The 26,070-nt window shown below is 51.3% G+C and carries 28 protein-coding genes; 11 read left to right on the forward strand and 17 right to left on the reverse strand.

Annotation, left to right across the window (positions count from 1 at the left end; translation table 11 throughout):
- Positions 1-47: 47 nt before the first annotated feature.
- From FPZ49_RS27820 to FPZ49_RS27835, 4 genes are all read right to left on the reverse strand, one after another.
- Positions 48-1,091 (reverse strand): polysaccharide deacetylase family protein, encoded by a 1,044-nt coding sequence (locus FPZ49_RS27820; protein WP_144853364.1) that lies wholly within the window; start codon positions 1,089-1,091, stop codon positions 48-50.
- A gap of 17 nt (positions 1,092-1,108) precedes the next feature.
- Positions 1,109-1,723 (reverse strand): Uma2 family endonuclease, encoded by a 615-nt coding sequence (locus FPZ49_RS27825; protein ID WP_144853366.1) that lies wholly within the window; start codon positions 1,721-1,723, stop codon positions 1,109-1,111.
- A gap of 182 nt (positions 1,724-1,905) precedes the next feature.
- Complete coding sequence (gene melA / locus FPZ49_RS27830) at positions 1,906-3,207, reverse strand: alpha-glucosidase/alpha-galactosidase (protein ID WP_144853368.1); 1,302 nt, start codon at positions 3,205-3,207, stop codon at positions 1,906-1,908.
- A gap of 127 nt (positions 3,208-3,334) precedes the next feature.
- Complete coding sequence (locus FPZ49_RS27835) at positions 3,335-3,763, reverse strand: disulfide oxidoreductase (protein ID WP_144853370.1); 429 nt, start codon at positions 3,761-3,763, stop codon at positions 3,335-3,337.
- 58 nt (positions 3,764-3,821) lie between these two features.
- On the opposite strand from FPZ49_RS27835, the gene FPZ49_RS27840 reads away from it, so the two are divergent.
- Positions 3,822-4,679: an AraC family transcriptional regulator gene (locus FPZ49_RS27840; RefSeq protein WP_144853373.1), complete on the forward strand. Its 858-nt coding sequence runs from the start codon at positions 3,822-3,824 to the stop codon at positions 4,677-4,679.
- Between the two features lie 115 nt (positions 4,680-4,794).
- Here FPZ49_RS27840 and FPZ49_RS27845 read toward each other — a convergent pair whose 3' ends face one another.
- Positions 4,795-5,232 carry a hypothetical protein gene (locus FPZ49_RS27845; protein WP_144853375.1) on the reverse strand — a complete coding sequence of 146 codons (438 nt, stop codon included), beginning with the start codon at positions 5,230-5,232 and terminating at the stop codon, positions 4,795-4,797.
- Positions 5,233-5,396: 164 nt separating this feature from the next.
- Here FPZ49_RS27845 and FPZ49_RS27850 point away from each other — a divergent pair, with 164 nt between their 5' ends.
- The 3 genes from FPZ49_RS27850 (at position 5,397) to FPZ49_RS27860 (ending at position 7,720) form a co-directional block, all read left to right on the forward strand.
- Complete coding sequence (locus FPZ49_RS27850) at positions 5,397-6,062, forward strand: helix-turn-helix domain-containing protein (RefSeq protein ID WP_144853377.1); 666 nt, start codon at positions 5,397-5,399, stop codon at positions 6,060-6,062.
- A gap of 30 nt (positions 6,063-6,092) precedes the next feature.
- Positions 6,093-6,755: a hypothetical protein gene (locus tag FPZ49_RS27855; protein ID WP_144853379.1), complete on the forward strand. Its 663-nt coding sequence runs from the start codon at positions 6,093-6,095 to the stop codon at positions 6,753-6,755.
- Between the two features lie 314 nt (positions 6,756-7,069).
- Positions 7,070-7,720, forward strand: coding sequence for a hypothetical protein (locus FPZ49_RS27860; RefSeq protein WP_144853381.1), 651 nt, complete (start codon positions 7,070-7,072; stop codon positions 7,718-7,720).
- A gap of 54 nt (positions 7,721-7,774) precedes the next feature.
- Here the strand turns inward: FPZ49_RS27860 and FPZ49_RS27865 are convergent, their stop codons facing one another.
- Entirely contained in the window at positions 7,775-8,365 is a 591-nt protein-coding gene (locus tag FPZ49_RS27865) for a CPBP family intramembrane glutamic endopeptidase (protein WP_144853383.1), read from the reverse strand.
- 346 nt (positions 8,366-8,711) lie between these two features.
- On the opposite strand from FPZ49_RS27865, the gene FPZ49_RS27870 reads away from it, so the two are divergent.
- The 5 genes from FPZ49_RS27870 to FPZ49_RS27890 all read left to right on the forward strand — a co-directional run bounded on the left by FPZ49_RS27870 (position 8,712) and on the right by FPZ49_RS27890 (position 13,091).
- Positions 8,712-9,305, forward strand: coding sequence for a hypothetical protein (locus tag FPZ49_RS27870; RefSeq protein ID WP_261381660.1), 594 nt, complete (start codon positions 8,712-8,714; stop codon positions 9,303-9,305).
- Positions 9,268-9,831, forward strand: coding sequence for an accessory gene regulator B family protein (locus tag FPZ49_RS27875; protein WP_144853387.1), 564 nt, complete (start codon positions 9,268-9,270; stop codon positions 9,829-9,831). Before FPZ49_RS27870 ends, FPZ49_RS27875 begins: the two co-directional genes overlap by 38 nt.
- On the forward strand, positions 9,821-9,943 hold the full coding sequence (locus tag FPZ49_RS27880; RefSeq protein WP_144853389.1) for a cyclic lactone autoinducer peptide: 123 nt from the start codon (positions 9,821-9,823) through the stop codon (positions 9,941-9,943). The genes FPZ49_RS27875 and FPZ49_RS27880 overlap by 11 nt, the downstream gene beginning before the upstream one ends.
- Before the next feature lie 69 nt (positions 9,944-10,012).
- Complete coding sequence (locus FPZ49_RS27885) at positions 10,013-11,821, forward strand: putative bifunctional diguanylate cyclase/phosphodiesterase (protein WP_144853391.1); 1,809 nt, start codon at positions 10,013-10,015, stop codon at positions 11,819-11,821.
- Between the two features lie 94 nt (positions 11,822-11,915).
- Positions 11,916-13,091, forward strand: a complete 1,176-nt coding sequence (locus tag FPZ49_RS27890; RefSeq protein ID WP_144853393.1) for a phosphodiester glycosidase family protein — start codon at positions 11,916-11,918, stop codon at positions 13,089-13,091.
- Positions 13,092-13,148: 57 nt separating this feature from the next.
- On the opposite strand, the gene FPZ49_RS27895 is transcribed toward FPZ49_RS27890, so the two are convergent.
- The 4 genes from FPZ49_RS27895 to selD form a co-directional block, all read right to left on the reverse strand.
- Positions 13,149-13,544, reverse strand: coding sequence for a YtxH domain-containing protein (locus FPZ49_RS27895; protein WP_144853396.1), 396 nt, complete (start codon positions 13,542-13,544; stop codon positions 13,149-13,151).
- Positions 13,534-13,995, reverse strand: coding sequence for a DUF948 domain-containing protein (locus FPZ49_RS27900; RefSeq protein WP_144853398.1), 462 nt, complete (start codon positions 13,993-13,995; stop codon positions 13,534-13,536). The genes FPZ49_RS27895 and FPZ49_RS27900 overlap by 11 nt, the downstream gene beginning before the upstream one ends.
- A 194-nt stretch (positions 13,996-14,189) precedes the next feature.
- Positions 14,190-15,224 (reverse strand): tRNA 2-selenouridine(34) synthase MnmH, encoded by a 1,035-nt coding sequence (gene mnmH / locus FPZ49_RS27905; RefSeq protein WP_144853401.1) that lies wholly within the window; start codon positions 15,222-15,224, stop codon positions 14,190-14,192.
- Positions 15,225-15,293: 69 nt separating this feature from the next.
- A complete protein-coding gene (gene selD / locus FPZ49_RS27910; RefSeq protein WP_144853403.1) occupies positions 15,294-16,352 on the reverse strand; it encodes a selenide, water dikinase SelD in 1,059 nt (352 codons plus the stop codon).
- Positions 16,353-16,534: 182 nt separating this feature from the next.
- Here selD and FPZ49_RS27915 point away from each other — a divergent pair, with 182 nt between their 5' ends.
- A complete protein-coding gene (locus FPZ49_RS27915) occupies positions 16,535-17,170 on the forward strand; it encodes a bifunctional 4-hydroxy-2-oxoglutarate aldolase/2-dehydro-3-deoxy-phosphogluconate aldolase (RefSeq protein WP_144853404.1) in 636 nt (211 codons plus the stop codon).
- A gap of 139 nt (positions 17,171-17,309) precedes the next feature.
- Here the strand turns inward: FPZ49_RS27915 and FPZ49_RS27920 are convergent, their stop codons facing one another.
- From FPZ49_RS27920 to FPZ49_RS27930, 3 genes are read right to left on the reverse strand one after another with little or no spacing between them, the layout of a single operon-like run.
- Positions 17,310-18,731 (reverse strand): sensor histidine kinase, encoded by a 1,422-nt coding sequence (locus FPZ49_RS27920; RefSeq protein ID WP_261381662.1) that lies wholly within the window; start codon positions 18,729-18,731, stop codon positions 17,310-17,312.
- Entirely contained in the window at positions 18,728-19,441 is a 714-nt protein-coding gene (locus tag FPZ49_RS27925) for a response regulator transcription factor (RefSeq protein ID WP_144853407.1), read from the reverse strand. Before FPZ49_RS27925 ends, FPZ49_RS27920 begins: the two co-directional genes overlap by 4 nt.
- A 7-nt stretch (positions 19,442-19,448) precedes the next feature.
- Positions 19,449-20,702 carry a hypothetical protein gene (locus tag FPZ49_RS27930; RefSeq protein WP_261381663.1) on the reverse strand — a complete coding sequence of 418 codons (1,254 nt, stop codon included), beginning with the start codon at positions 20,700-20,702 and terminating at the stop codon, positions 19,449-19,451.
- Positions 20,703-20,955: 253 nt separating this feature from the next.
- On the opposite strand from FPZ49_RS27930, the gene FPZ49_RS27935 reads away from it, so the two are divergent.
- On the forward strand, positions 20,956-22,113 hold the full coding sequence (locus tag FPZ49_RS27935; RefSeq protein WP_144853409.1) for an LCP family protein: 1,158 nt from the start codon (positions 20,956-20,958) through the stop codon (positions 22,111-22,113).
- A gap of 372 nt (positions 22,114-22,485) precedes the next feature.
- Here the strand turns inward: FPZ49_RS27935 and FPZ49_RS27940 are convergent, their stop codons facing one another.
- The 4 genes from FPZ49_RS27940 to FPZ49_RS27955 form a co-directional block, all read right to left on the reverse strand.
- Positions 22,486-23,223, reverse strand: coding sequence for a hypothetical protein (locus tag FPZ49_RS27940; RefSeq protein ID WP_144853416.1), 738 nt, complete (start codon positions 23,221-23,223; stop codon positions 22,486-22,488).
- A gap of 204 nt (positions 23,224-23,427) precedes the next feature.
- Positions 23,428-24,864 carry a MocR-like pyridoxine biosynthesis transcription factor PdxR gene (gene pdxR, locus FPZ49_RS27945; protein ID WP_144853417.1) on the reverse strand — a complete coding sequence of 479 codons (1,437 nt, stop codon included), beginning with the start codon at positions 24,862-24,864 and terminating at the stop codon, positions 23,428-23,430.
- Positions 24,865-24,901: 37 nt separating this feature from the next.
- Positions 24,902-25,114 carry a hypothetical protein gene (locus FPZ49_RS27950; protein WP_261381664.1) on the reverse strand — a complete coding sequence of 71 codons (213 nt, stop codon included), beginning with the start codon at positions 25,112-25,114 and terminating at the stop codon, positions 24,902-24,904.
- 213 nt (positions 25,115-25,327) lie between these two features.
- Positions 25,328-25,939 (reverse strand): reverse transcriptase domain-containing protein, encoded by a 612-nt coding sequence (locus tag FPZ49_RS27955; RefSeq protein WP_261381665.1) that lies wholly within the window; start codon positions 25,937-25,939, stop codon positions 25,328-25,330.
- Positions 25,940-26,070: the final 131 nt, after the last annotated feature.

Here is a 26,070-nt window from a genome sequence, read left to right on the forward strand (position 1 = left end):
AAACCCGCCGACCTGCAGCGGAGGATGTAGATAAGGGCATGATTCGACTATTTAGGCGGTTCAATATCGCTCATCAATGCAAATTCGTAGCCGGCCTTTCGGACCGCTTTAATGATCCGATCCAGCGCCACGATATTTTCCGGCGAGCCTTGGTGCATCAGGATAATATTCCCGTCATGCAGATTGTTCATGATGTCGTTATACGGATCCTCCGCCCCATTCTTGCGCGGCTCCCAGTCCACCATTGCGGTCGACCAGAATACGGAGGTATACCCCATATCCGAAACAAGCTTCAAAATATGTGTATTATAGCGTCCGTACGGAAAGCGGAAGTAAGGCTCGATGTCCTTGCCGGTCACGTCTTTGTACAGCTTCTCGTAATCCTGAATTTCCTTACGGATCTGGTCGTCCGTCTGAAGATTCATATCCGTGTGCGTCATCGTATGGTTGGCGACCAAATGGCCATCCGCGACCAGTGTGCGAACAAAATCCGGATCCTTCTTCACGTTATATCCCGCAATGAAAAAATTCGCCTTGGCGTGGTTATCCCTGAGCGCTTTGACAAGGGTGTCCGTATCCCCCATCGGACCGCCTGTATCGATCGTCAGGTATACCTTCTTCCCCGTGCCGACCCAGAGCGCTTTCATATCGCTAGAAAAGTTCTTCGTTTCCGGAGGAAAATTCGGCACTTGCCCCTTCGGCTTCTTCATGTAGTACCAGGACAGCGCCTTGCGGTCGCCGGTGGCTGTACTCTTAGGCGGCTCCTTCGGCTTGCCGTCGTTCACCACCGCAGCGATCGGGTTCTTCGGCCCGCTCGAGTAGACTGAGCCTGTCGCCGATGAAGGCGTGCTGGCTGCGGTTTCCTTCGGCTGCGGCGTGGCTGCCGGCTCTTTCGGCGCTTCCATGCTGCCAGTCACCGGTGTAATCGGTTGCGGCGGAACGGCAGCTTCTACAGAGGAAGCGTCATGGTTGGACGGTGGGGGATTAGCCGGGCCTTCCGCCACCGTTCCCCCGGCGCTCGGGCCTCCATTGCAGGCAGCGAGCATGACCGCTAAGGCAGCAAATATTAAGACGCAGCTTGTCTTCTTCAACGGAGCCCTCCTTTTCCTTAATCGTTCGGCAGTTCAGCGGCTTCACTCAGGAGTTCATTCAACGTAAACGAGGCACAGGGCAGCTGCTCCAAGTCGATGCAGTCATCCTTCATATAAAGATTCGCAAGTCGGTATGCGTTATTGTCCAGCACGTGCTTCTCGAGCAGGCCGTTCAGTGGATCAAGGATCCAATATTCGGGGATGCCGAAGCTTGTATAGGACTTGGCTTTGCTATACTTGTCTGTCCGCGCGGTTAAAGGTGACAGGATCTCCACCACAACCTCTGGCGGCTCTGTGATTCCTTTGTTCGTTATAATCGCTTTACGGGACCTGTGAATGATGGAAAGATCAGCTCTTCGCACCTCGGTATTGGAGATCAGCAGATCTACATCCTGAATCAGAAAGTACTCTTTACCGCACGTTTGCGTCACAGCAATAACAATCTGCAATATCACCAGCTGATGCCTTGGCGTCGGACTGGACATCAGCTCCAGCTTGCCGTCGGCCAACTCATACCGCAGCAGCTCGTCTTCCGGCAGCGCAGCATAATCCTCGTAGGTATAGGGTTGTTCACGTACCAGAAACTTCTCCAGCTCGCTCCCCTGCTTAGGCTTTTCCTTCCGATATGCCATTCACAACGCCCCCTAGAAACCGAATTCCTGTTCGCATATATTTTACCAAAGGATGCAGTTGCTTACAATGATAATCCCCGAATATCCCCCTGATTTCGACATGATACCGCCACGAAAAATCAGCTGAAAAAACAGCATAAAAAAGCCAGCCATCGCTGGCCGGCTTTTGATAACAAATCGATTTAGTTGAACTTAGGCAGCCAATCGCCGTGCGCTTCGATCAGCTCGTCGCAAAGCGCCACGATGTCGTCGATCGACAGCTCGGCAGCCGTATGCGGGTCAAGCAGAGCCGCATGGTAGATATGCTCTTTCTTGCCTGTAATCGCAGCTTCCAGCGTGAGCAGCTGGGTGTTGATGTTCGTGCGGTTCAGCGCAGCCAATTGCGGCGGCAGGTCGCCGACATAGGTCGGAGTTACACCGCTGGAATCGACGATACAAGGCACCTCTACGACTGCTTCCTTCGGAAGGTTTGTGATCAAGCCCGTGTTCATCACGTTGCCGCCGATCTTGAACGGAACGTTCGTCTCCATCGCCTCGAACATGTAGGAAGCGTATTCCCTGGAGCGAGTATGCTCCAAGTTCTTGTTGTTGACAAGCTCCTCGCGCATCGTTTTCCACTTCTCAATCTGGCGGATGCAGCGTCTTGGATATTCGTCCAAAGGAATGTTAAAGCGCTCAATGAGCTCTGGATAGTTCTTTTTGATGAAGTATGGATGGTATTCCGCATTATGCTCAGAGGACTCCGTGACATAATACCCGAAGCGAAACATCAGCTCGAAGCGGACCATATCCTTATGGATCTCCTTCTGAGCTTCCTTCGCACGACGCTTGATCTCCGGATACAAGTCAACGCCGTCCTTCGTCACTTCAAGCAGCCACGCCATATGGTTAATCCCGGCGATCTTCGTTTGCACGCCTTCCGTATCGATTCCAAGCTGGCGGAACAGGTGCGGCATACACACTTGCACACTGTGACAAAGTCCTACCGTCTTCACTCCGCCGTACGTGATCATCGCATTTGTCAGCACGGCCATTGGATTCGTATAGTTGAGGAACCAGGCATCCGGGCAAACCTCTTGAATGTCCTTGGCAAAATCAAGCATTACCGGAATCGTCCGCAGGTTACGGAAAATCCCGCCAATCCCGAGCGTATCTGCAATCGTTTGACGCAAGCCATACTTCTTCGGAATCTCAAAATCAGTAATCGTACAAGGGTCGTAGCCCCCGACTTGGATCGCATTAACCACATATTTCGCGCTGCGAAGCGCTTCCTTGCGGTCCGAATACGCTTTCACACTGCAGCGGCTGCCAACCGATGCCTTCAAATTGTTGAGCATATTCTCCGAATCTTTCAATCGAACCGGATCAATATCAAAGAGTGCAAGCTCAAATTCCTGCAGCGCAGGCGTAAGCATAACGTCACCTAGCACATTTTTTGCAAATACGCTGCTTCCTGCTCCCAAAAACGTAATCTTGTTAGCCATCGGTTACATGCCTCCCAGAATCTCGGTATAGTTGATTTCCTTGATTCGACTATACTCCGACCCGCTAGGATTGCATATGGACACAAACCATTTTTATATGGAGAAATGTAGTGAGATGCACTTGTCGTTATTTTCGATCGGCCGCCCAAAGCAGCAGCTGCAGGATGGTAATGATAACAAACGCCGTCAACGCCAGCAGCGGAATCGTCACGAATCCGAACCAGTCAATGTAATCTACATCGCACGGAACGGGACCGCATGCGGCTGCACCGCTCTTGAACCACTCCGTCTTCTGCATCAAATAGTGATACAGTGAAATTCCCGCCCCCCACACCGTCATCGGCAAAATGTATAAGTACATATGTCGTTCCTTGCGCACCGCTGCGATGCCCAGTATAATCACGAGTGGATACATCAAAATGCGCTGATACCAGCAGAGCTTGCATGGCGCATATTGTAAAATTTCAGAGAAATACAGACTCCCAAGCGTCGCAACCAGCGCGACAAACCAAGATAAATGCATACCATTCTCACGGATCGTAGCTTTCCAGTTCATTCTCTTAATCCCTTCCCTTCTTCTTCCATCATATCAAAACGCAGCGGGGTGTTCCAATATGGCACATGTGACTCATTTTGCCTCCTTCAATCCTTTTCCGGGCAGGGGCGAGCTTTCCGTACTGTTCAGCGGTCATGCACAAACCAAAGCCTCACATCTGGTCGGTCCTCAGGTGCTGGACTATCATTTGGTACATTTTGTCGTAGCTGGCAAAGGCGTGTTTCGCAGCCGTGGGCGGGATTATCGATTGGAAAAGGGCCAGAGCTTCTTTATTTTTCCGGGCGAGCTGGTGAGCTATGGATCGGATGAGCACGAACCGTGGGCCTACCGTTGGGTGGGCTTCAAGGGGGCACGTGCAGATGAATACCTGCAGCAGCTTGAGATCTCACAGCATCAGCCGGTGACGGCGGCCAAGCAGCAGCGACGCATGGCTGCCCTCTATCATCAAATCGAGCGAACTCTTCAGGCAGCGAAGCCTGGAACGGACATGCAGGCAGGCGCTTATTTGCGCTTGCTGTTTGCCGAATACGCTCAGGATCAAGCTGGAGAAGCGGTGCAGAACGAGGAAAGCTCCATCATTGTGCAGCAGGTCGAACAGGCGATCCGCTGGCTGACGCTGCAGTATTACCAGCCAATTTCCATTGAGCAAATGGCGCAATCGCTAGGGTACCACCGAACCCACTTGTCCAAAATGTTCAAGCAGCATACCGGCATGTCACCTATGCAGTTTTTGCTAAAAATCCGGATGGAGCGCGCCAAGCTGCTTCTGCAGGAGCCTTTAACCATCGAGCAGGTTGCATCCTCCGTCGGCTTCTCTGATGCGCTCTACTTCTCCAAGCAGTTTAAAAAATGGTTCGGCAAATCCCCTTCAGACTACCGGCACGATCAGCAATTCAATCCCTACGACTGCACATAGTCTAAAGTTTTTTTAGCAAAACCAGTTCCACCACTTGGGATATTATGGTATAATTCAAAACAGCAAAAAAGACTGACCACAGGGACAGCCTCTTTTCATGTGAAGCGATCTATGTTTACTTGCGTTTTCGTCCATGTTTGACCAGCGTCATTCGACGCGTATGCCGCAGCCAGGAGTAGTAAGCCTTTAGATCACGCAGTTGAATATCCTGGGATACGCGTCCAAGGAACGTCACTACAACCATCTTGTGCAGCGGATTACCAGCGATATCGATTTCATCCTTCATCTCGAGAAACTCTGCGACCATAACCAAATCGTCATCTATCAAATAAACATCCTTCTCGTTCGCGTAATACGGTACAATGCGCTCATGCTTCAATTTGTCCCACAGAAATTCGCATATATGCTCAATACCGCCTTGGTCGCTTTCCACACGTTCGTCCCATCGGCTCAGCGCGTGGCTTGTGATCACGATATCCGCTACTTTATAGCCGTTAAAGCTTACATAGAAGGGTTCATAAGTGCTCCAACGGTTCATGATCTTGTCTCTCACTATTGCTCCCTCCCTCCATACTCAAAAAAAATATACTATTTCTAATGTAGTATCGATATTACATGGAGTCAAGAGTTAGTTAATCAGATTAACGTTTTTTTAGAATCCTATTCCTTTTAGGACTTTTGTCCTTTACAATAGCAATTAGAGGGGAGTTGAACAGGATGGGACAACCTATCCCTGATTTTGGCAAATTTCTTGAAAATCTTCGAGGAGTCATGTCTTTAAGAGAGGCAGCTAGAAAAAGCGGGCTTTCTCATGCGTATATCCGTGATCTCGAGCTGGAACGAAACCGTTCGACGAACGACCGCATTACTCCATCTCCAGATACGTTACAGAAACTTTCCGCCGCATATGGCTATCCTTACACGGAGCTGATGATAAAAGCCGGCCATCTGGTAAGCGGCGATCTTCACAATGCGCCTACGAAGCAATCCGCCAATGTGGACTTGCCAAGCGTTCATTATATCGAACTCGGTGCCAAGGAAATTACATACTACACTCATAAGATCAAAATATGCCAGAGCATTGAATCGCTGATTGATTTCAGCTCGTTCTTGGACCAGCTGGAAGAGCACGAGTTCAAGAAGATGGATATGGATTTGTACGTGAATTTCAATCATATCCGCAAGTATGATGAGCGCAAGGGTCTGATTTACTTCGACGAGGAAGGTGCAGGCTCGAGCGTCACGATCTCGGCCATTCGACAGCGGAAATATCATGACCTCATCTTGCGTAAAGTAGCTAACAATACGGGCAAGAGTCTTGAGATCTCCTTCGGCAAAACCAGAAAAACAGTGTCCTTCTCGGCAACAGAGAAAAATATTTAAGTTCTGCCGTCCAAGGCACAAGGAGATTAAATGATGGGCAATATCAGTCCAATGGAATACGTATTTCTTTATATCTTAATCTGGTGGTCGATGCTGGTACTGGGCCTTACGTTCTTCCGCTTCCAATGGACTTCATACATAACACCGTTGATCCTATCGGTAATACCCTTAACCTTCATATCCGTCATGCTTCAAATCTTTGGTCTAGTTGATTTAACCGCCATTATTCAGCCCCTATGCGCGATTGCGTGCTTCGGGCTGATTTTTCGCTTTAAATGGGTATTTTCTCTTATTATGGTAGTCATTCCATTTGCTGTAAACATTGTATGGGAGTTTCTATTAAACTATGCTGTTACCTGGTTTGATATGAATCAGGTGCTCCACAACTTGAAGGAAGACAATCAGTTCTCCGTCGGGTTCCTGATCAGCATCATGAACTTCCTCCTAATTTATGTTTTGATCAAACAGCGTTGGGGATTTTCATTCATTCCTCGGTCGAGTAAACAACCCATTGGCTTCAAAAACGGCAATGAGAAGCTGCTCGCGTTCGTCTTTTCCTGCTTCTTCTTTATTGGCTTATCCAGCTTGGCCGTATACTACAAGAACCAATTTTACATATGGACCATGCTGATGGTGCTATTCATTTGGCTGCTGCTTTTGCGGGTGGCTTTTCGTAAGGATTTGGAGGAGTAGGATTTTAAAGACGATGCCTTGTTTTCTGTCAGCTTAATATTGATTGCTGCAATGGCGTTATTTATTTACGTATTTCAAAAGCTTCGATGGGGGTTTTTATTCATCCCCGCGAATCCCATAGATATGATTACAGGACCATTAGCCAAAAGATGATTGCAATCGTTCTTCTTGAATTTTTGTTATTGGTCTCGCTAGTCTCACTTTACATTTTATGAGCAAGTATACATTGGTAGTAATACCTTTCATATCGATCACTTGGCTGCTGCTTTTGCAGTTGGCTTATCGTAGAGAAATGTCGGAGTAGGGGTGTAACTGTGGCAAATATTATTGAATTAACCATTTTCTTTAGTTTGTTTTGGACTAGTTTTTGTATCCTAGGCTTATCGTTATTTCGTATGAAAGTATTGAGTTTTGTAACTCAAATTGCGCTGTCATTGGTGCCACTTGTTTATATCTCCACTTTGCTTCAGTTGTATAAAGTGACTTATTTATCAGCACTCATACAACCTATTGCTGCTTCTATCTGCCTCTATCTGATTTTTAGATTTCGCCTACTACATGCGATATTAATCGTTGTTTTTGTTTACTGCATTCAAGTATTTTTTGAGTTCTTTACCACTTTCGCGTTTAAGTTTTTCAGTATGCAGAGTACGTTGGAATATTTACAAAGTGAAGAATTCCGACTTGCCTATGCTATTGTTGTACTTAATATCATTTTGTCTTACATTTTGCAGAAGTATAGATTTGGTTTTTCATTCGTTAATACCCGCTCAAAAGAACCCATAGCTGCTGTTAAACTAAATCAGCGAATGATTTTTTGGGTTATAACAAGTTTTGTAATGCTTGCGGTTGCCAATCTAACTGTTTTCTTTTTCAGCCATTATGTAATACTGGCCGATACTATTATCGCACTATTGTGGTTAGCGTTATTTCGCTTATCATATCGCAGAGAGATGGAGTATTAGAAAATACATCATGAACTTTATAATCAAAATCTACTAAGATACTTTACAAACGACTCATGATTTTATAGTTGCTACAAAAATAGAAATAAAATTAATCGCGCTATGCGCAGCTATTAAAGGTACAATGGATCGCGATTTTTTATAATAATAACAAAATATCATTCCAGTTAAAAAATAACCCAAAAACCGATTCAAACTAAAATGTCCAATAGCAAAAATTACCGAGGAAATGCTTGCTGATAACCAAAAATTCAAATGTTTATCTAAATACTTAAATATTATCTTGCGGTATACGATTTCCTCAGCTAGCGGTGCAACCATAATTGCATATAATGGCATGATAAGATAAGTTTGTAAAATGCTGTCATATGCTCCTGCAGATTGACCTAATATAATGCTTGTCAAAGCTTGCGAATATATTGAAAATTGCAGGCAATTTATAAAAATTGAAAAGAATTCTCTATTTTTAATATCATTGAAATTATACTTCCTAATTTCTTCTTTGTAACAATACCAGAGAACTAACAAAACAAATAATGGAGCAAAAGCAATAAAAATCTTATTATTAAAAAAAACAATATTAGTAGGCTTTGGCCCCATAAAGATAAAAAATGCTACTAAATAAATCATTTTTTTAATATTCATATGTTCACCTCTGATAACAATTTATTATTATGTCTAACATGATAAGGGTTTTACAAAATGAAATTTCTTACAGTCAAGTTTCGACATCTTATGCTTGTAACACTTTTCAAAGTGTATTAAACTTAATATACTTCTTGTAATGAATCATATGACTTTTTTACTATTTTACATGCAATCATTGCCAATTAAAATAACTTAATTAAGGGAGATAAATATGTTAGTCTCTTATTTCGTAAAGGTTTTTTTCTCCACTATAGAATTAACAGCAATGATGGTTCTCTCACTCTCCATGTTTCGATTTCAATTCTTATACTATTTACATAAGATTTCAGGGATAGCGCTGCTCATGTCTCTTATTTCATTTTATTTTAGAGATATAAATGAACTTAGCGATTTTGCAATTATGCCGGTGATAACAACAGAGATTATACTAGTTATGATTGTTTATCGCCTTCCAATATTTTACTCGATGCTAGTCTGTATCCCCGGTTTTCTAGCTGTAACAATTATAGAAGCCATAGTATTTTTGACTGGCTCGAAGCTTCACATATACAATGAGGAGCTAATTCGCACTTCAGCAACATCACTTGCAATTTTGCAAATAGCCTCTACCGTAATTACTTTACTTTTCATTTATCTCCTCCGCAGAAGGAAAATAGGTTTTCTTTTTAAAGTTCAAAATCTAGCATCAAGAAGAGCATTAAAAGGGTATAATTTTATTCTATCAGCTGTGCTTGTAATTAGTTTAGTTCTTGTGCAAATAGAATTAATGTCAATAAACAGTGATTCAGTTAATAACCTGCTTTCGATTGTAATGGCTGGAATATTTTTAATTGGTATAGCTGCAGCTTATAAGCATAACAAAAAAATTATTGTAGATAAATATGAGAGGCCTGTAAAAGATGAACTTCATCGATTACTCCGCGATGAAAATCGCTAGAAAGATTCGCGATACTTATCCTGAAGCCGCTTCTGAAAAAGCGCTATTTTATGCTTTAAGTTTATTATTAAATTCTGCAACCTCATTCTTAATGACGCTTTTGATTTGCTCTGCTACCCATCATTTGAAAGAGGCTTTAATAACTCTTATTTGTTTCTTAGTTTTAAGATACTTTAGTGGTGGAGTTCATCTAGGTTCCTCACTATCCTGCTGTCTTTTTTCAATAGTTTTATTAACTGGTTTAGCACACATTGACTTTGAGTTCATGTATATTGGTTTTGGATTGAATTTTTTTAGTTTAGTAATTATGCTATTAAAAGCCCCAAATGGTATAGAGAACGTTAGTAAAATTGACAAGAAATATTATCCTTTTCTCAAATTAATTTGTGTTTGCATTGTATGTAGCAATTTTATCATTCAGTCGTCAATGCTATCAGCTATTTTTATTGTGCAAGCAGTTACATTAACTAGAGTCGGATATTACTTAGTATCCATGCTAGAAGGGAGGTGGAGACATGAAGCTTAAGGCAGCTAAGATTGCAAATGCAGCACTTTTAATTATTGCTTCTTTATTTGTTTTTACAAATACAGCTACTTTTAATCGTCCTGAAACTCCCGAAGAACTTTTAAAAAAGTAATACATACTTAGCAGGCTGCCGAGCAAGGTTCGGTAGCCTCATCTTTGTTCCCCTGGAGCTGAAATCCCTATGCAAAAGATTCCTGTCACCCGAGATGGCAAAAGAGGGTCTGAAGTCCTGGTTATCGATGCAAGCGAAGTAGTGAAAATCGACCTTATTCGGGACCGCGAAGTTATCATCCATACGAAAACGGAACAATATTACCTTGACTTCTCATTCGATAATCTGGAGGAATGGTTATTTGAGGACGGGTTTCGTCTGTTAGACAGTGCTAATATTGTTAATATAAATCATGTTCAAGAATACGATCACAAGAAGGGTCTTGTCTATCTGACGGCTCAGCAACAAAAGCCTGTAAAAACGGCTTCCGCTGCACGGATTCACAAGGAGCACTTGGAAAACGCCGTACAGCTGATCAAAACGGCTGACACTACTTCCGAGGATCACGATCCGGAGCTTCATGAGATATTATTTTCAAAAATCATGGATGAAACCGACGATGCCCAGCTGCTGCGATCGTACGCTACGATTCGTGCTGTGAATGAACGCAAGCGCGCGGAAGAAAAGATCGCCCACATGGCTTATCACGACTCGCTGACTGACCTTCCGAATCGGCTATTGTTCGATGAACGGCTGAATGAAAGCTTTGAAGATGCGAAGCGAAATGGCCATATGCTTGCAGTCGTGTTCTTCGACTTGGATCGATTCAAGGTCATCAACGATACTCTGGGGCATCATGTTGGAGATCAGCTGCTTCGACTGCTGGCTCAACGCCTGCAGCTCTATGTCAACGAAAACAGTGTCGCTGCCCGTTTCGGCGGGGACGAGTTTATCATATTGTTAGATCATCTTTCAAACATCGACGACGCGGCCCAGTTCGCCAAGGGGATCCCGGAGATGTTGAAGGAACCTTTTATCATCGAGACCCATGAGTTGTTCGTCACCGCCAGTATCGGGATCAGTATCTTCCCCAATGATGCGGCTGATTCGGACACGCTGCTGAAAAATGCGGACATCGCGCTCTACCGTTCCAAGGAGAAGGGCGGCAATTCGTATCACTACTATCAGCCGGATATGAACAAACGCTCCATTCACCGGCTCAACCTGGAGATTCAGCTGCGTAAAGCGCTCGAACGCAATGAGTTTGAGGTGTACTATCAGCCTCTGATTGATCTTCGTAATGGTATGGTGTTCGGCATGGAGTCGCTTGTTCGTTGGAATCATCCCGAATGGGGTCTGGTGTCGCCGGCTGAGTTCATTCCGCTCGCAGAAGAAACCGGTTTAATTAATCCGATCGGCAACTGGGTGCTAAAGCAGGCCTGTGAGCAAAATAAAGTGTGGCAAATGATGGGCTACCCTCCATTGGTGGTCTCGGTCAACATTTCGGCGATTCAATTTCATCAAGTGAATTTTGTTCAATTGGTCATGGACGCTTTGCATGAATCAGGACTGGCACCGGATCAGCTCTGCCTTGAAATTACGGAAAATATCGCTATGAACAACGTCCCTCACATTATTGATACGATGCAAAGGCTGAGGCAGCTGGGTGTTCGCATCTCGATTGATGATTTTGGCACCGGCTATTCTTCACTCAGCTATTTGAAGCGCTTCCGTGTGCATACGCTAAAGATTGACCAATCGTTTATTCGCGACGTCACTTCCGATGAAGATAATGCCGCCATCGTTACCGCCTTGATCGCCATGTCTCATCGACTTAAGATCAAATCCCTAGCCGAAGGCGTGGAAACGAAGGATCAGCTTGAATTCCTCATCTCCCACGGGTGTGATGAAATTCAAGGCTACGTCTTTAGTAAGCCCATTCCGGCGTCCGATTTTGAGCTCTTGATGAAAGAGAATAAGCAGCTGTATTTAAATTAAGAGCAAAAAGACAGTGTCCAACTGAAACTTTTTGCTCTCTTTTTCGTTTAATGAGTGATGGCCTATCTACCAAATTATTGAAAGGAAGCCGATAATGTCCGTTAATTTATCCGGCAATCCCCAAGTGCAGACGGCAGCGGCTCCGAGCAAGAAGAAGCCTGCCTCCTCTAAACGACGCTCCTCCAGTCTGGTTACGCTCTTTTTTTATACGATGGCTGCACTCTTTCTTTTTAGTATGCTGTTTAGTTTATGGTTTTTCCTCACGGAGACCGGTTCGAACATCCGCTTCATGATGGCCGATACGCTGATTACGACGCAGCACCGGGACTGGGCCAAATATTTGATCGGCAGCGATGAGCTGGATAGACGGGTGCAGCGCTACTGGGCCCAATTCGATCGCTATTCTGCCATCCAGGACAAAGGACTTGTCCATATCGAGCGCAAGCCTACCGCGACGCCAACACCAACAGGTGCCGCTGCAGTAACCGTACCGGTTCCGCCGAAGCAAGATCTCGTGGAGATGGAACCGATCTCAGGGCCGAATTTCAAAGGACAACTGCTGATCATTCACGATCCCAAAAAGCTGCGCATCGCCGTCCCAGGGAAGGTCGGCAAAGGCGAGAAGGTATCTTCCATGGTGCAGCGCCTCGGTGCGATCGCTGGGGTCAATGCCGGCGGCTTCGTAGACCCGGAATGGATGGGCAACGGGTTTCAACCGACCGGGCTAGTGATGTCCGGGGGGAAAGTATTTTATAACGACGGCGGGATGAATACTCCGAATCACATGGTCGGGATCGACAAAGATGGACGGATGATCGCCGGAAAATATTCTCCGAACGAGCTGATTAAGATGGGCGTGCAGGAAGCGGTGACATTTGCGCCCAAATTTATCGTGAACGGCGTCGGTCAGATCAAGAATCAAGCCGATGGCTGGGGAATCGCTCCGCGGACTTGTATGGCGCAGACGGAGGATGGCACCATTTTGTTCGCTATCGTGGACGGCCGTCAACCAGGTTATAGTATTGGCGCGACCTTGTTTGATATCCAGAAGATTTTCCTCGAGCACGGCGCTGTGACCGCAGCAAATATGGATGGCGGCTCCTCTACGGTCCTTGTGAAGGATAACAAGATTATCAATAAGCCATCCAGCGAGTACGGCGAACGCTACCTTCCAACCGCTTGGCTTGTGTTTGATGAGCCGGAGAAGGCCAATATTAAGAACATTTGGGAAGGCCTCGATCCAAGCAAAATCGATCCATCCAAATGGTAACAAAGCAAAACCGCCAAGGAGAAGTCTGGCTTCCCTTCGGCGGTTTCTTTTTTAAACTTATTGCTCTTCTTGCTCTACCGTTGTCGCAGCTACGGATGCTTCCGCTACCGCTACTTCGTCTTCCGCAAGCTCTTTTTGTCTCCAGGACTTCACTTCGTTGCTGACATGAACCGCTGCATCTTTCGCCTTGCCTGCCCACTCAGAGGTATGACGTCCGATGGTTTCTGCTGCGGCTTGTGTTTTCTCGATGACGTCTGTCGCCAGCTGCTTCGATTTTTCCGTTACATCTCCGGCGATTTGCTGTGTTTTTTCGCTGATGTTCTGAACGCCCTCCGAGATGTCCGCTCTCAGCTCACGCCCGGATTTCGGTGCAAACAAGAGTGCCGTTACGGCTCCCAATACCGTCCCTACCACTGCCCCTACCAGTAAATCCTTGCCTCTTTTATTTGCCATGGTCTTCTCGCTCCTTCGCTTTTGACTGTCTGTACGCCTGCCAGCGGTGCCAGAGATGAAGTCCTGCCGTAGTCAGCTCCATGACGTCGTTCACGGTGTCTTGGTTGCTATGTACCGCCCTGCGGGCTTCCTGAACTGTATCCTCTACCGTCTTCGACATCGACTTCACTGAACGGGACACGCTGGTAATCGCTTCGCCGGATTCATTCGCCGCCCGGAACCATGCGTCCGCTGCAGCCAGCTTGCTTCGCAAGTCCTCCGCCACTAGCGTGGAGGCTTTGAGCAGCCGCTCCGATTCGGCGGTGGTTTGCTGAATCTGCAGCTGCATGGAGCGCAGCGCTTGATCCGCTTGCTTCATAGCTGCGTCGGCGCTCCTAAGCAGCTTCACGGCGTACACGACGAGCAGTAAAAAGGCCAGCATGCACAGCCCCAGCCCGATTTGCCACCACAAGGTCTTCACCTCCCGTCCTCTGTGCAACGTGAGTGTTTTCATGCAGCGCTTCTAGACGAATGCCCATGAGATACTACAGTATAAGACCGACGGTCTTGTCTTGACACAAGGTCGCGGAAAAAATTTTCGGAGGGCGTCCGTCGGTCTGGCGGGAAAAGAAAAAAGCCCCAGCGCGAGGGCTGGGACTGGAAGCCTTAGGATTGGCTTGCTTTAATATGCCGTTCAATCTGTTCCACGGCATCGTCGATATTCTCGGCCGAGATCCGAATCGGCTCGGTCGGATAGCGCTCCTCCGCATGCTCATATCTGGGATCGTAATAGTACTCCAGCAGCAGCGCGACGGCCTCCTCGAATTGATTCATCAGCATGTGACGCTCGATGGTCGCTGCGATCGGCGTATGAATGCGCCGGCGAATGTGCTCGAAGGCCGCCAGGCATTCTTCCTTTCGATCGTGGGGGAGGTAGTCCGCCATAATATGGCGAATCCGCTCCTCCATCGGCATCTCCAGCATGATCAGCTGGCCATTCTCTTTGGCTTGCACGAGAAACTCAGGCATCACAACCTTGCCGATCCGACGGCTCTCCGCTTCCATCACGATGTACGGCTGATCACCCAGCTGAAGCAGCTCGTGGACCAGCATCGACTCGAATGTTTTCTGGTTGTACGGCTTGAGCCCGATTTGGCCAAAAATAGACCCCCGATGCCCCGCCAGCTTCTCGATATCCAGCACCGGATGACCGAGCTCGGCCAGCTTGTGGAGGATGGCTGTTTTGCCAGTGCCGGTATTTCCGCCGATCACGATCACCTTGGGCTTGAACTCAAAGGACTCCAAGGCGCTCACAACCCATTGCCTGTATGCACGGATCCCTCCGCTCAGCCTGTACACGCGGATGCCCATGAGCGACAGCAGCGTCGCCGACGTCCGGCTGCGCATGCCGCCCCGCCAGCAAAACACCGCTTTGCGCGGCTCAATGGCTTCGAACTGCTTGATGAAGGCTGGAAGCTTCGCTGACACGATCTCCAGCCCCCGGTCTTTGGCCGATTGGATGCTCACTTGTTTATAAATCGTCCCGATCTCGGAACGTTCTTCGTTGGTAAAGAGTGGAATATTCAAGCTACCTGGGATCGTAAAATCCTGATACTCGCCGGGCGAGCGGACGTCGATCAGGGCCAGCTCCCGCTTGCTCTGCAGCTCCAAGAGCTCCTGCACAGTGATGTCTTGAAACAAGAGGCTTCGCTCCTTTGTCCTTGAGACGATATAGTTACGCGAATGGCGAGGCTGCGTGCGCTAAACGCGCTACAGCGACGCGGACACGCGGATCTCTCCGGGATGGTCGGACGTCGCTTCACCGATCATTGCGGCCTCTACGCCCGCGCTGAGCAGGTCTGCGAGCAGCGCGTCCGCCTTCTCGGCTGCGACGGCGATGAGCAGCCCGCCCGACGTCACCGCGTCGCACAAGATCCATTGATCCAGTTGATCAATTTCTTGTGCAAAGGTGACGGTGCCCTCGAGGTGCGCAAAGTTGTTCTTGGTGCCGCCCGGGACGAAGCCCGCCTCCGCGAGCTCGCGGACGCGCGGGAGTACCGGCACCTGCGCTCTGCCGATGCGCACCCCTACGCCGCTGCCCTTGGCCAGCTCGGCAGCGTGACCCAACAGGCCGAAGCCGGTCACATCCGTGCAGCCATGCACGTCATACGGCTCCATCACTTCGGCCGCGGTTTTGTTCAGCGTGGTCATCACCTGGGTGACCCGCGCGATCTCTTCCTCGGTCAAGGCGTCCTTCTTGATCGAGGTGGTTAAGATGCCGACGCCGATCGGCTTCGTCAGAATGAGCTTGTCGCCGGGCTTGGCGCCCGCGTTGGTTTTGGCCTTGGCCGGGTGCACCAGGCCTGTGACGGCGAGCCCGAACTTCGGCTCGTTGTCGTCGATGGAGTGACCGCCGACGAGCGTCGCGCCAGCCTCTTTGACTTTATCGCCCGCGCCGCGGAGAATGTCTGCGAGCACGCTTTTGTCCAGCTTCTTGATCGGAAACGCCACGATGTTCAGCACGGTCAATGGCTTGCCGCCCATGGCATAAATATCGCTGAGCGCATTCGCTGCGGCCACCTGGCCGAAGGCGTACGGATCATCTACAATCGGGGTAAAAAAGTCCACGGTCTGTACCAGCGCCAGGTCGTCGGTCAGCTTGTACACGCCTGCATCATCGCTCGTATCGAGACCCACCAGCAAATTCGGATCTGGCTGTGCAGGTGGCAATGTGCGGATGACCTGCTGCAGGTCGGCGGGACCGATTTTGCAGCCGCAGCCGCCTTTGGTGGAATAAGATGTCAGCTTCACTTTTTCGTTCGTTGTCATGTGAGAACAGCCCTTTCTTTTTCCTGAATTTCGCTAACTTACAGATTATCATAGTCCGGGCGTAAAAAAAAGTAAGCGCTGCACCCCCGCCTCTGAATGTAAATTTAAATGGTGTCCTCACCTGCTGCAGTGCTATAATGAACACCGTAGAACGACTTAGAATCGGAGCGGAGGACAAGCCAATGAACAAAGAGCAGGGCATGAAGCTGATCGAAGCGGTAAGAATTGTCGCTATCGTTCGCGGAGTAGAGGAGCAGCACATTCTCAGTTTGGCAGAGGCGTTGAAGGATGGGGGCATTCCTGTCATGGAAGTGACGCTTAACACGGAGGGTGCGCTCGGCATGATCGAGAAGCTGCAGGAGGCCTACGGCGACACGATGTACATCGGGGCCGGGACCGTGCTCGACGTGGAGGACGCGAAGCAGGCGTTGGACGCCGGTGCGTCTTATCTGGTGACGCCGAACACGGACGAGGACGTGATCCGCTATGCGGTGGAGCGCGGCGCGCCGATCTTCCCGGGGGCGATGACGCCAACGGAGGTCGTGAAGGCCCATAAGGCCGGCGCGACGGCGGTGAAAATTTTCCCGGGCGCCAGTCTCGGCATCGGGTATTTGAAGGAGCTGATGGGCCCGCTGAATCACATTCCGATGATGGCGGTCGGCGGCGTGAACGAGGAGAACATCGCCGAGTTCATGCGCATTGGCTGCTTTGGCGTCGGCATCGGCGGCTCGCTCGTCAATCTGAAGGAAATTGCGGCAGGCAACTTCGGATGGGTGCGGGAGAAAGCGGCCAGGCTCGTGGAGCGTTCTAAAGGGTAAGCTTTTGTACAAAAAACCAATTGCGTCTGCACACTGGGAGTGGGATGCGATTGGTTTTTGTTTTGGCGGTACGTAGGCACGGATGTTGGGCTAAAAAGCAGGATTCGTTTTGCACCACAATCGTGCTTCGTTTGACTTCTTAGGATACCGTGCCATCCAAAGGCAGCTGCACGCTCACCGTCGTCCCTTCCCCCAGCGTCGATTCAAACTGCATGCTCCCCCGATGTAAATCGATGATCTCCCGGCAGATAGCCAGTCCGAGTCCTGTGCCTTCGGCTTTGGGATCCGCTTGATAAAATTTGCCCTCGATGCTCCCCAAATGCTCTGGTGCGATGCCGATGCCATGGTCCTTGACGTCCACCCGAGCCATTTCAGCTTCGGGTGCCACCGGGAACAAGCTTGCCATGATCTGCCCCCCTTCTGGAGGGGTAAATTTGATCGCATTTTCGACCAAATTCAGGAACACCTGCTTCAAGCGATTCCGATCTCCCTTCACCGTCACAGGCTCGGAATTGCCGCTTAGCGCAATGGCGATTCGCTTTTTCTCGGCCTTGGAACGCATCTGCAGCACCACCTCGCTCAAAAGCTCGTTCAAGTTCACGGAAGTCAGCTCGAGCACCGTGCTTTTTTGATACAAGCGGGAAAAATCGAGCAGCTCCTCCACCAAGCCAATCAGCCGGTCGGTTTCTTTGGAAATGATTTGCAGGCCAAGCCTCGTCTCTTGCTGATCGTCCATGGGGCCGGTTAGAATCGTTTCGCTCCAGCCCTTGATGCTGCTCAGCGGCGTTCGAATCTCGTGGGAGAGGGAGGAAATAAAATCATTTTTGAGCGCCTCGCTGCGGGTAATTTCACTGGCCATATAATTGAGCGTGCCCGCCAATTCCCCGATCTCGTTGCCGTCCGTCGTGTCCAGCCGGATATCGAACCGGCCTTTGGCCATGACCCGGCTTGCCGCCGTCATCCGCTTGATCGGCTTCACCATCGAGCTGGCGAATGTCAGGCTGACAAGCAGCACCAGCAGAAGTACGACAAGCCCCACTCCAGCGGAAACCGCATAAATCGAGCGCAGCACGCGATTGACCTCTTCGAGGGAAGTCACATACCGGAGGACGCCGATGGTTTGCCCTTGCACGATCAGCGGACTCGACACCGCCATAATCCGCTCCCCGGTTACCTCATTGCTGCCTGTCCATACGCCGGTCTGCCCTTTTAGCGCCTCCGCCACATCCTTCGTCTCCCGCTTCCCGGAAGCTGCAAACTCCCCGGTGCTGGCCAGCAGCTTGCCGCTTGGATCGACAATCTCAAGCTCCGCCGTCTCGTACGCAAAATTTTGCAAAATCCGTGTCACATGCTGGTTCAAATTCGTATAAAACAAATCCCCGGCATACTTGGCGTAAAAGGTCGAGGACACCGTCGCATGATTAGACAGCACGCTGACGATGCCATTGTAGTAAAATTGGCGCACCGCCACGAAGAATACGCCCTCCAGCAAAATGAGCGTCAGCAAAACGACCATCAAAAAGCGGGAAACGACCTGAAATTTGAGCCCTTTTCGCTTCACTGGCCTCCCACTCCCCCCTGCCAGCGATAGCCGAAGCCCCAGACAGTTTCGATAAACTTGGGCTTGGATGCGTCGTCTTCGATCTTTTGCCGCAGTCTGCGGATGTTTACGTCGACGATTTTGGGATCGCCTACGTAATGGATGCCCCATACCTCGTCCAGCAGCTCGTTGCGGCTGACCGGTGTGCGGCCTTTGTCCATCAGTATGCGGATTAAGGAAAATTCCGTTGGTGTGAGGTCGATCCGTTGCCCGTACTTGATGAGCTGCATCTGAGCCAGCAAAATGACAAACGGCCCGGAGACGATCCGTCCCTCCGCTTCCGATGCGGCAGGCTTTAGGCGATTCACCCGCCGAAGCAGTGAATCGATTCGAGCCATCAGCTCCACAGGGCTGAACGGCTTGCCGACATGATCGTCCGCCCCCAGCGACAAGCCCATCACTTTATCCTGCTCCTGCACCTTGGCCGTCAAAAATATGATCCCGATCCGCTCATTAAACTCCCGAACCCGGCGGCACACTTCGAACCCATCGATGCTGCCCGGCACCATCACATCCAGCAGCGCGATATCAAACCCGGGATTCGTCTGCAGCTGGCGCAGCGCCTCATCCCCCGTCACCGCCTCGGTCACGTCATGACCATGACGCTTCAAATTCACGACGATAAAGCTGCGGATCGAGTCTTCATCTTCGAGTAATAAAATGCTACTCATACGCCGCTCACGTCCCTTCATTCATTTCCGACAGTAAACGGAACCGGTCCGCCAGCCCTGCTGCGTCGCGATTCACGGCATATACCTTGTCCGCCGTACGCCTTAACACCGTCCACTCGGCGTCATTGTCGGTCCACGTTTTGACCGGCACGGTGCGAATTTCTGCCAGCCGCTTTCGCTCCGGGTAAGTCCAGAAGGTCGCAGAGGTATCTGTTACCTCCAGCGTATACTGCTGCTTCCACTGCTCGGGAATGTCGAGCTCGTAGCCTTTATCATTGTTGGCGTACCGCTCCAGCACCGGAGTCAGTCCCGCTGCGCCGTCCCATTTGGCAAACGTATAAATCCACGGCGTGACCGCCAGCGCTTTATTTTCATAGCCCAGCGGGGCGCGCATTCCGGCGATCTCTAGAATTCCGTCGCGGTCGGCGTCTTCGCTTTTACCTGTATAGGCTTTCATGGTGAGCTTTGTATCCAGCACCGAGCGGAGCCCGCCTTGATCGAAGACGATCAGCTCCGTCTGTGACGAGTGAGCACCGAGGGCCGAATCCAGAACCACTCCACGCCGGTCTTTGGTCACTTTTCCTGCCACCACGTTTATATAACCGTTAATTCCCGCTGCCAAGCTCACGCTCCCGAGCTTCGCCAGACCATTGTCATACTGATACAGCGTCGCTGTCGCTCCCAAGCCCCGCTCCTTGAGCTCAATCACCGTCATGTCCTTGACGCCGTCGCCGTTCAAATCATCGATTACCAGCTCGGTAAACGGCAGATCGAACGCTTTGGTCAGCTTGCCGCTTCCCATGGAGTACACTGCCAGCCCCTTGGGCGAGGTCAGCGACGAGGTCGCATAGGCCGCAATCACATCCGGCTTGCCGTCGTGCGTGACGTCCTCCAGCTGGAGACTGTCCAGCTCACTTCCAGCCCCTTCGAACTTATCGAAGGACTGCCAGCCTTCGGCGCTTTGTTTCCACACCTCTCCGTGGATTTGGTCATTTATTTTCGTTTTATAAAAAAAGACCGCTTCCTCCCGTCCATCGCCATCCAGATCCACCAGCGGAATCATGCCTTTCCCGCTCACCTTGCGTGGACGGATCAGCACGGCCCCGGCGGGCAGCGTCCGTTCAATGGTCGCCTTCAGCGCCTCCTGCTCAGCCGGAAGCTTCGGCAAACGCATATACGATTGCGGCTGCTGCATCAGCTGACAGCCCGAGCATAGGAGGAGTGGCAGCAGCAGCGCTGCCCATTTTATCCGCATTGGCATCGTTTCGCTCCTTGTACATCCGCTTCATTCGAACTGCCCGATCTCAAGCATTTTCCAAATGATAGCCTTTTCCATCTTGGAAATCAATGCGTCCAAGGGGTTCTGAATACATTGTAATGGGGGCGATCCAGAAAAGGGTAACAAAACCTTTACAGTCAGCGTCGAATTTTTGTGGAATTTGAAACTTTTTGCTGCAGGTGTTACGTTAAAGTAGATGACAGTGTCGCTTCTAAGTTAAACGGGAGGAAGGACCATGGTTAGATCCAGACGTAAGCCTAAGCGGCGTAAGGTTCTGCAAACCGCGCTGCTTTGTCTCTCCCTGCTAGGGGTAGGAGCTGCAGGCTTTTCCGGATATTTAGTCTATAAAGCCAATCATGCACTGAATCAAATGTCTTTAGGGGCGCCGGGTTCCCTTGAGCCGGGAGCGTCGGGAGATGGAGCATCACCGATCCCCAGCTCTTCGCAGCCGGGCCAGGAGTGGAGGCCGATGACATTTCTGTTGACCGGTCTCGATAACCGGGAAGGCAGCGATGGAAGTATGAATACCGATGTGCTGATGCTCGCTACTTTGAACCCGAAAACCAGCTCCGCCACGATCGTTTCGATTCCTCGCGATGTGGAGCTGAAGCCGAAGGAGCTGGGGCTGTCGCCGCACAAAATCAATTATTTTTATGCTTACTACTACAATCAGAATCAAGTTACGGCGCTGTCCAAGACGAAGGCGCTGTTCAGCCAAATGTTCGATCTCCCCATTGATTACATGGTGATGATCGATTTCAACGGCTTCCGCGAGGTCGTCGATGAGCTGGGTGGGCTGGAGCTGGACGTAGATATGGATATGAAGTATGTGGACGATGAGGATGGAACGAACATCAATTTGAAAAAAGGTCAGCAAAAGCTCAGCGGGAAGCAGACGCTCGATTTTTTGCGCTACCGCAAGTCGAACCGTGGTACGGAGGAGTCATCGGATTTGGAGCGCAATATGCGTCAGCAGCAGGTGCTGAGTAAGCTGATCGATAAGCTGACCTCCTTCTCCGGCGTGTCGCAGTGGGGCGGCGTGCTCGATATTGCCGGCCGCAACGTGAAAACGGACATTCCGTCCGATCAGCTTCGCACCTTCGTGTTATCGCTGCAAAAGCTGAAGCCGGCCACCATGGAATTCATCCATTTGGACGGCGAATGGGAAAGCCCTTACATCGTGCCCAAGGAGTCCGATTTGCGGCAAGCGATCGCTGCGCTGAAGGCGCGAAGAGAAGACGGCGGCGTGCAGGCCGGCGGCGGTCTTGGCAGCGTCAGCGGCAGTGGCGCGGCGAGCTCTGGTGCGACGGTCACGAGTGCCACGTATGATCGGCTGAGGGAGCGGTTCGGCGTGGAGCCGGATCCTCCAGCGAAGAAGCCGGTGGTTAGGTAGGCGGCAGCTGTTAGGTGATGCAAGCGTGCGGGGGCGTTGGGGGCGACTCGCGCGTGCAATTCGGCGGTGATGGCGGGCGTTGGCGGGATATGGCGGGAATAGCTGCCTTGAGGTAACTATTCGCGCTAGGGGGCGACTCGGGCGTGGATTAGTTGCTGCGGGAGCAGCTATTTGACGGTGATGGCGGGCGTTGGCGGGATCCGGCGGGAATAGCTGCTCTTGAGGTAACCATTGACGCTAGGGGGCGACTCGGGCGTGGATTAGTTGCTGCGGAAGCAGCTATTCGGCGGTGATGGCGGGCGTTGGCGGGATCCGGCGGGAATAGCTGCTCCGGGGGCAACTATTGGCGCTTGGGCGCGACTTAGGCATAGATTAGTTGCTGCAGGAGCAGCTATTCGACGGTGATGGCGGGCGTGGACGCTCGTACGCGGAAAATCCGCGCTGCACGCTGGCCTCGGCGCCGACGGGACGCTCGTACGCGGAATATCCGCGTTGCACGCTGGCCTGGACGCCGACGGGCCGCTCGTACGCGGAAAATCCGCGCTGCACGCTGACCTCGGCGCTGACGGGCCGCTCGTACGCGGAAAATCCGCGCTGCATGCTAGCCCGGACGCCGGCAGGTCGCTCGTACGCGGAAAATCCGCTTTGCACGCTAGCCTCGGCGCTGACGGGCCGCTCGTACGCGGAAAATCCGCGCTGCACGCTGGCCTCGGCGCCGACGGGACGCTCGTACGCGGAATATCCGCGCTGCATGCTGGCCTCGGCGCCGACGGGACGATCGTACGCGGAAAATCCGCGCTGCATGCTGGCCTCGGCGCCGACGGGACGATCGTACACGGAAAATCCGCGCTGCATGCTGGCCTCGGCGCCGACGGGACGCTCGTACGCGGAAAATCCGCGCTGCATGCTGGCCTCGGCGCCGACGGGACGCTCGTACGCGGAAAATCCGCGCTGCATGCTGGCCTCGGCGCCGGCAGGCCGCTCGTACGCGGAATATCCGCGTTGCACGCCAGCCTCGGCGCCGACGGAACGCTCGTACGCGGAATATCCGCGCTGCACGCTGGCCTCGGCGCTGCCGGGACGCTCGTACGCGGAAAATCCGCGCTGCACGCTGGCCTCGGCGCCGGCGGCCGCTCGTACGCGGAATATCCGCTTTGCACGCTGGCCTCGGCGCCGGCAGGTCGCTCGTACGCAGAAAATCCGCGCTGCACGCTGGCCTCGGCGCCGGCAGGTCGCTCGTACGCGGAAAATCCGCGCTGCACGCCAGCCTGGGCGCCTCGGCCCCGCTCTAGCGCGGGTTTTCCGCGCTGCGCGCTAGCCGCGAACGGCTCGCCAAGCCTCCGCAAAGGCGGCGAGGCCGCGCGCAAGCTCCGCTTCCCGCGGGCGGGCATACGCGAATCGCGCATGCCCTGGCCCAGAGCCGAACACGCTGCCCGGCGTGTACAGGATCCCGCGGCGGATCGATGCCTCCAGCAGTTGGCTGTCATCGACCTCCCCGTGCAGTGAGCACCACAGGTTCAATCCCCCCTTTGGAACCGAAAACGAAATCTCCCCAGCCAGCTCACGCTCCAGTATAGCCACCGTCAGATCCCGCTTCCTGCGAAGCGCCTCACGAAGCTGCGTCAGATGCTGCCCGAAGGGCTCGGAGCCCACATACTGCGCTGCCAGCCACTGCGGCAGGACGCTCAGCCCAAAATCCATCTGCTGCCGCGCATCGGCGAGCCGCTGTACGATCGTCTGCGGTGCGACCAGCCAGCCGATCCGCAGCCCGGAGGCGACGATTTTGGACATCGAGCCGATATACAGCACGCTGCTGCTGCGATCCAGCGCCTTCAGCGGGAGCGGCGGCGCCTCGTCAAAGGCCGTCAAGCTGAACGGATCGTCCTCGACGATCGGAATGCCGTGCTCGGCGGCCAATTCCAGCAGGCGCAACCGCCGCTCAGCGGACATCACCGTACCGGTCGGATTCTGATAGTTCGGGTTCACGATGATCATCCGCAGCCGGTGCTTCCGATGCAACTCCGGGATGTCGTCAGGGCAAATCCCCTCACCGTCCACCGGTAGCCGGATAAAGCGAAGCCCCGCCGACTGAAACATCGGCAGGGAAAAATAATACGACGGCGCCTCAACCGCCACCGCATCGCCTGGACTCAGCAAGCATTGCGCAATGAGATACAGCGATTGCTGTGAGCCTGAGGTGACCAGGATCGAATCCTCCGTGGTCCGAATCCGGTGATAGTCGTACAAATAACTCACGAGCCGTGCCCGGAGCCCCTCATCCCCTTGCGGATCCGCATAGCCGAGAGAGCCGGCAAAGTCCAGCTCCCGCGTCATCCGCTTAAGCGCTTCGGCAGGAAATAAGTCTGGCGACAGCTCGCCTCCGGCCATATCGATCAGCGTGCTGCGATGCTGCTTTTCGTGCCGGATTTTTCGGATCACTGGGAGATTGGGCAGAAAGGAACCTCCCTCGGCATACTGCCTCCAATTCGGCGTTCGCAGCGGAGAAATCCCCCAATGGGTGGTGCCGACCTTCCGCCCGCTGCCCCGATGCGACTCGATTAAACCGGTAGCCAGCAGCTCATCATAAGCTTGGACAATCGTGCTTCGGTTCACCTTCAGCTCTTGCGCCAGCTTGCGCTCCGAAGGCAATACCGACCCAGGCGGCAGCTCGCCATACATAATTCGGCGTTCCAAATCATCTGCAATTTGCCGGTAGACCGGTATGTCACTCTCACGGTCAATATGCCACATGGCAAGCGCTCCCCCTTACAGCCAACAGCCTCAATCCTCAAGCATAGAACAAAGCGAAAACCAGATAGCCCCCGATAATCGTAATGCCGTAAATGACCGTGAGCCGGATCAGATTTTTGGCCGATCTCTGGTCGTACTTCGGGTTGCCCTCTTTGTTTTTCTGGGACACGCCGACGGCGACGGTGGCACCTGCTGAGATCAGCACGATCAGGAAAATCAGTCCATATAAGAAGTTCAGGTTCTCCATCATGACAGTTCACCCTTTTTTTAAAATGTGGTGGTGTATACAAGACCATTGTACCCGATTTGGGCCGCCTCGTAACCAGCCAATTGGATGAGCCGCAGACCAGCCAATTTTAAACTAGAGTAAAGGGCTCAAAATTTTCAGCCCCTCCTCATCAAACCGTACGTGAGGTTTTCCCTCATACGGCTTTCCGATGTTCGTCATTCATGTGCATGCAGATCACAAAAGCGTTTTAAGTCCATTTTGTCTGGTCAGAAATCTTGCTTCTTGAAGCGAGCTCATCCATCTTGAGCGCTGTTTCTTCTTGGCATACCATCTCGTGAGCCTCTGCAAGATGTACCAGTCCAGCTTTGCCAGTTTTAACTGGCTGTAGGCCGTGTAATAGTAATTCCTCCACCCCTGAATCTTTGGATTCAGCCATTCCACGTGTTCGCGGAACGATTTATGCCTCATTCTAGGGGGAGCAAGACGTTCTTTTACGACCTCCCGGATGCGTTCCGCTTTCCGTGTTAGCCATTGCTGGGTTGTGTAGTACACTTTTCCTTGCGACGTCTCCGCTTTCGTTTTGCGATGGTGCAAGCCGAGAAAGTCAAAGCCTTCTTCTCCCGTCCATAGTCCGACGATGCGTGTTTTGGTGGGATGCAGTGTAAGCTCCAGTCGTTCCATGATCATCTGAATGAGCTGGTATGCCCGATCTGCATCTTTCTTCGTTTTACACACAACTACTAGATCATCTGCGTACCGTGTCAACTCCCCAAGTCCGCATCCATGTCGTTCCCATAGAATGTCGAAGTAATTCAGATAGATGTTCGCCAGCAATGGAGAGATCACTCCTCCTTGGAGACCTCCGAAAAAGTGGGCCCCAAATGATGTGTGTCATCAAATTGGGTTATTCTGAGCCGTTTTTGGGCTGAATTCCTGTTGAATAGTCCCTACTTTAATCTTACTTCCCCTTAGGAAGT

The sequence above is a fragment of the Paenibacillus cremeus genome, assembly GCF_007786445.1.
Taxonomy (GTDB): Bacteria; Bacillota; Bacilli; order Paenibacillales; family NBRC-103111; genus Paenibacillus_G; species Paenibacillus_G cremeus.

Coding starts and splice junctions, on each gene's coding strand:
- FPZ49_RS27930 (WP_261381663.1), bottom strand. CDS start 20,702: ATGCCAATGCGGATAAAATGGGCAGCGCTGCTGCTGCCACTCCTCCTA.
- FPZ49_RS27890 (WP_144853393.1), top strand. CDS start 11,916: ATGTCCGTTAATTTATCCGGCAATCCCCAAGTGCAGACGGCAGCGGCT.
- FPZ49_RS27875 (WP_144853387.1), top strand. CDS start 9,268: ATGAACTTCATCGATTACTCCGCGATGAAAATCGCTAGAAAGATTCGC.
- FPZ49_RS27950 (WP_261381664.1), bottom strand. CDS start 25,114: ATGATGGAGAACCTGAACTTCTTATATGGACTGATTTTCCTGATCGTG.
- FPZ49_RS27915 (WP_144853404.1), top strand. CDS start 16,535: ATGAACAAAGAGCAGGGCATGAAGCTGATCGAAGCGGTAAGAATTGTC.
- pdxR (WP_144853417.1), bottom strand. CDS start 24,864: ATGTGGCATATTGACCGTGAGAGTGACATACCGGTCTACCGGCAAATT.
- FPZ49_RS27880 (WP_144853389.1), top strand. CDS start 9,821: ATGAAGCTTAAGGCAGCTAAGATTGCAAATGCAGCACTTTTAATTATT.
- FPZ49_RS27835 (WP_144853370.1), bottom strand. CDS start 3,763: ATGAACTGGAAAGCTACGATCCGTGAGAATGGTATGCATTTATCTTGG.
- FPZ49_RS27865 (WP_144853383.1), bottom strand. CDS start 8,365: ATGAATATTAAAAAAATGATTTATTTAGTAGCATTTTTTATCTTTATG.
- FPZ49_RS27870 (WP_261381660.1), top strand. CDS start 8,712: ATGTCTCTTATTTCATTTTATTTTAGAGATATAAATGAACTTAGCGAT.
- FPZ49_RS27850 (WP_144853377.1), top strand. CDS start 5,397: ATGGGACAACCTATCCCTGATTTTGGCAAATTTCTTGAAAATCTTCGA.
- selD (WP_144853403.1), bottom strand. CDS start 16,352: ATGACAACGAACGAAAAAGTGAAGCTGACATCTTATTCCACCAAAGGC.
- melA (WP_144853368.1), bottom strand. CDS start 3,207: ATGGCTAACAAGATTACGTTTTTGGGAGCAGGAAGCAGCGTATTTGCA.
- FPZ49_RS27855 (WP_144853379.1), top strand. CDS start 6,093: ATGATGGGCAATATCAGTCCAATGGAATACGTATTTCTTTATATCTTA.
- FPZ49_RS27825 (WP_144853366.1), bottom strand. CDS start 1,723: ATGGCATATCGGAAGGAAAAGCCTAAGCAGGGGAGCGAGCTGGAGAAG.
- FPZ49_RS27895 (WP_144853396.1), bottom strand. CDS start 13,544: ATGGCAAATAAAAGAGGCAAGGATTTACTGGTAGGGGCAGTGGTAGGG.
- FPZ49_RS27885 (WP_144853391.1), top strand. CDS start 10,013: ATGCAAAAGATTCCTGTCACCCGAGATGGCAAAAGAGGGTCTGAAGTC.
- FPZ49_RS27925 (WP_144853407.1), bottom strand. CDS start 19,441: ATGAGTAGCATTTTATTACTCGAAGATGAAGACTCGATCCGCAGCTTT.
- FPZ49_RS27840 (WP_144853373.1), top strand. CDS start 3,822: ATGGCACATGTGACTCATTTTGCCTCCTTCAATCCTTTTCCGGGCAGG.
- FPZ49_RS27935 (WP_144853409.1), top strand. CDS start 20,956: ATGGTTAGATCCAGACGTAAGCCTAAGCGGCGTAAGGTTCTGCAAACC.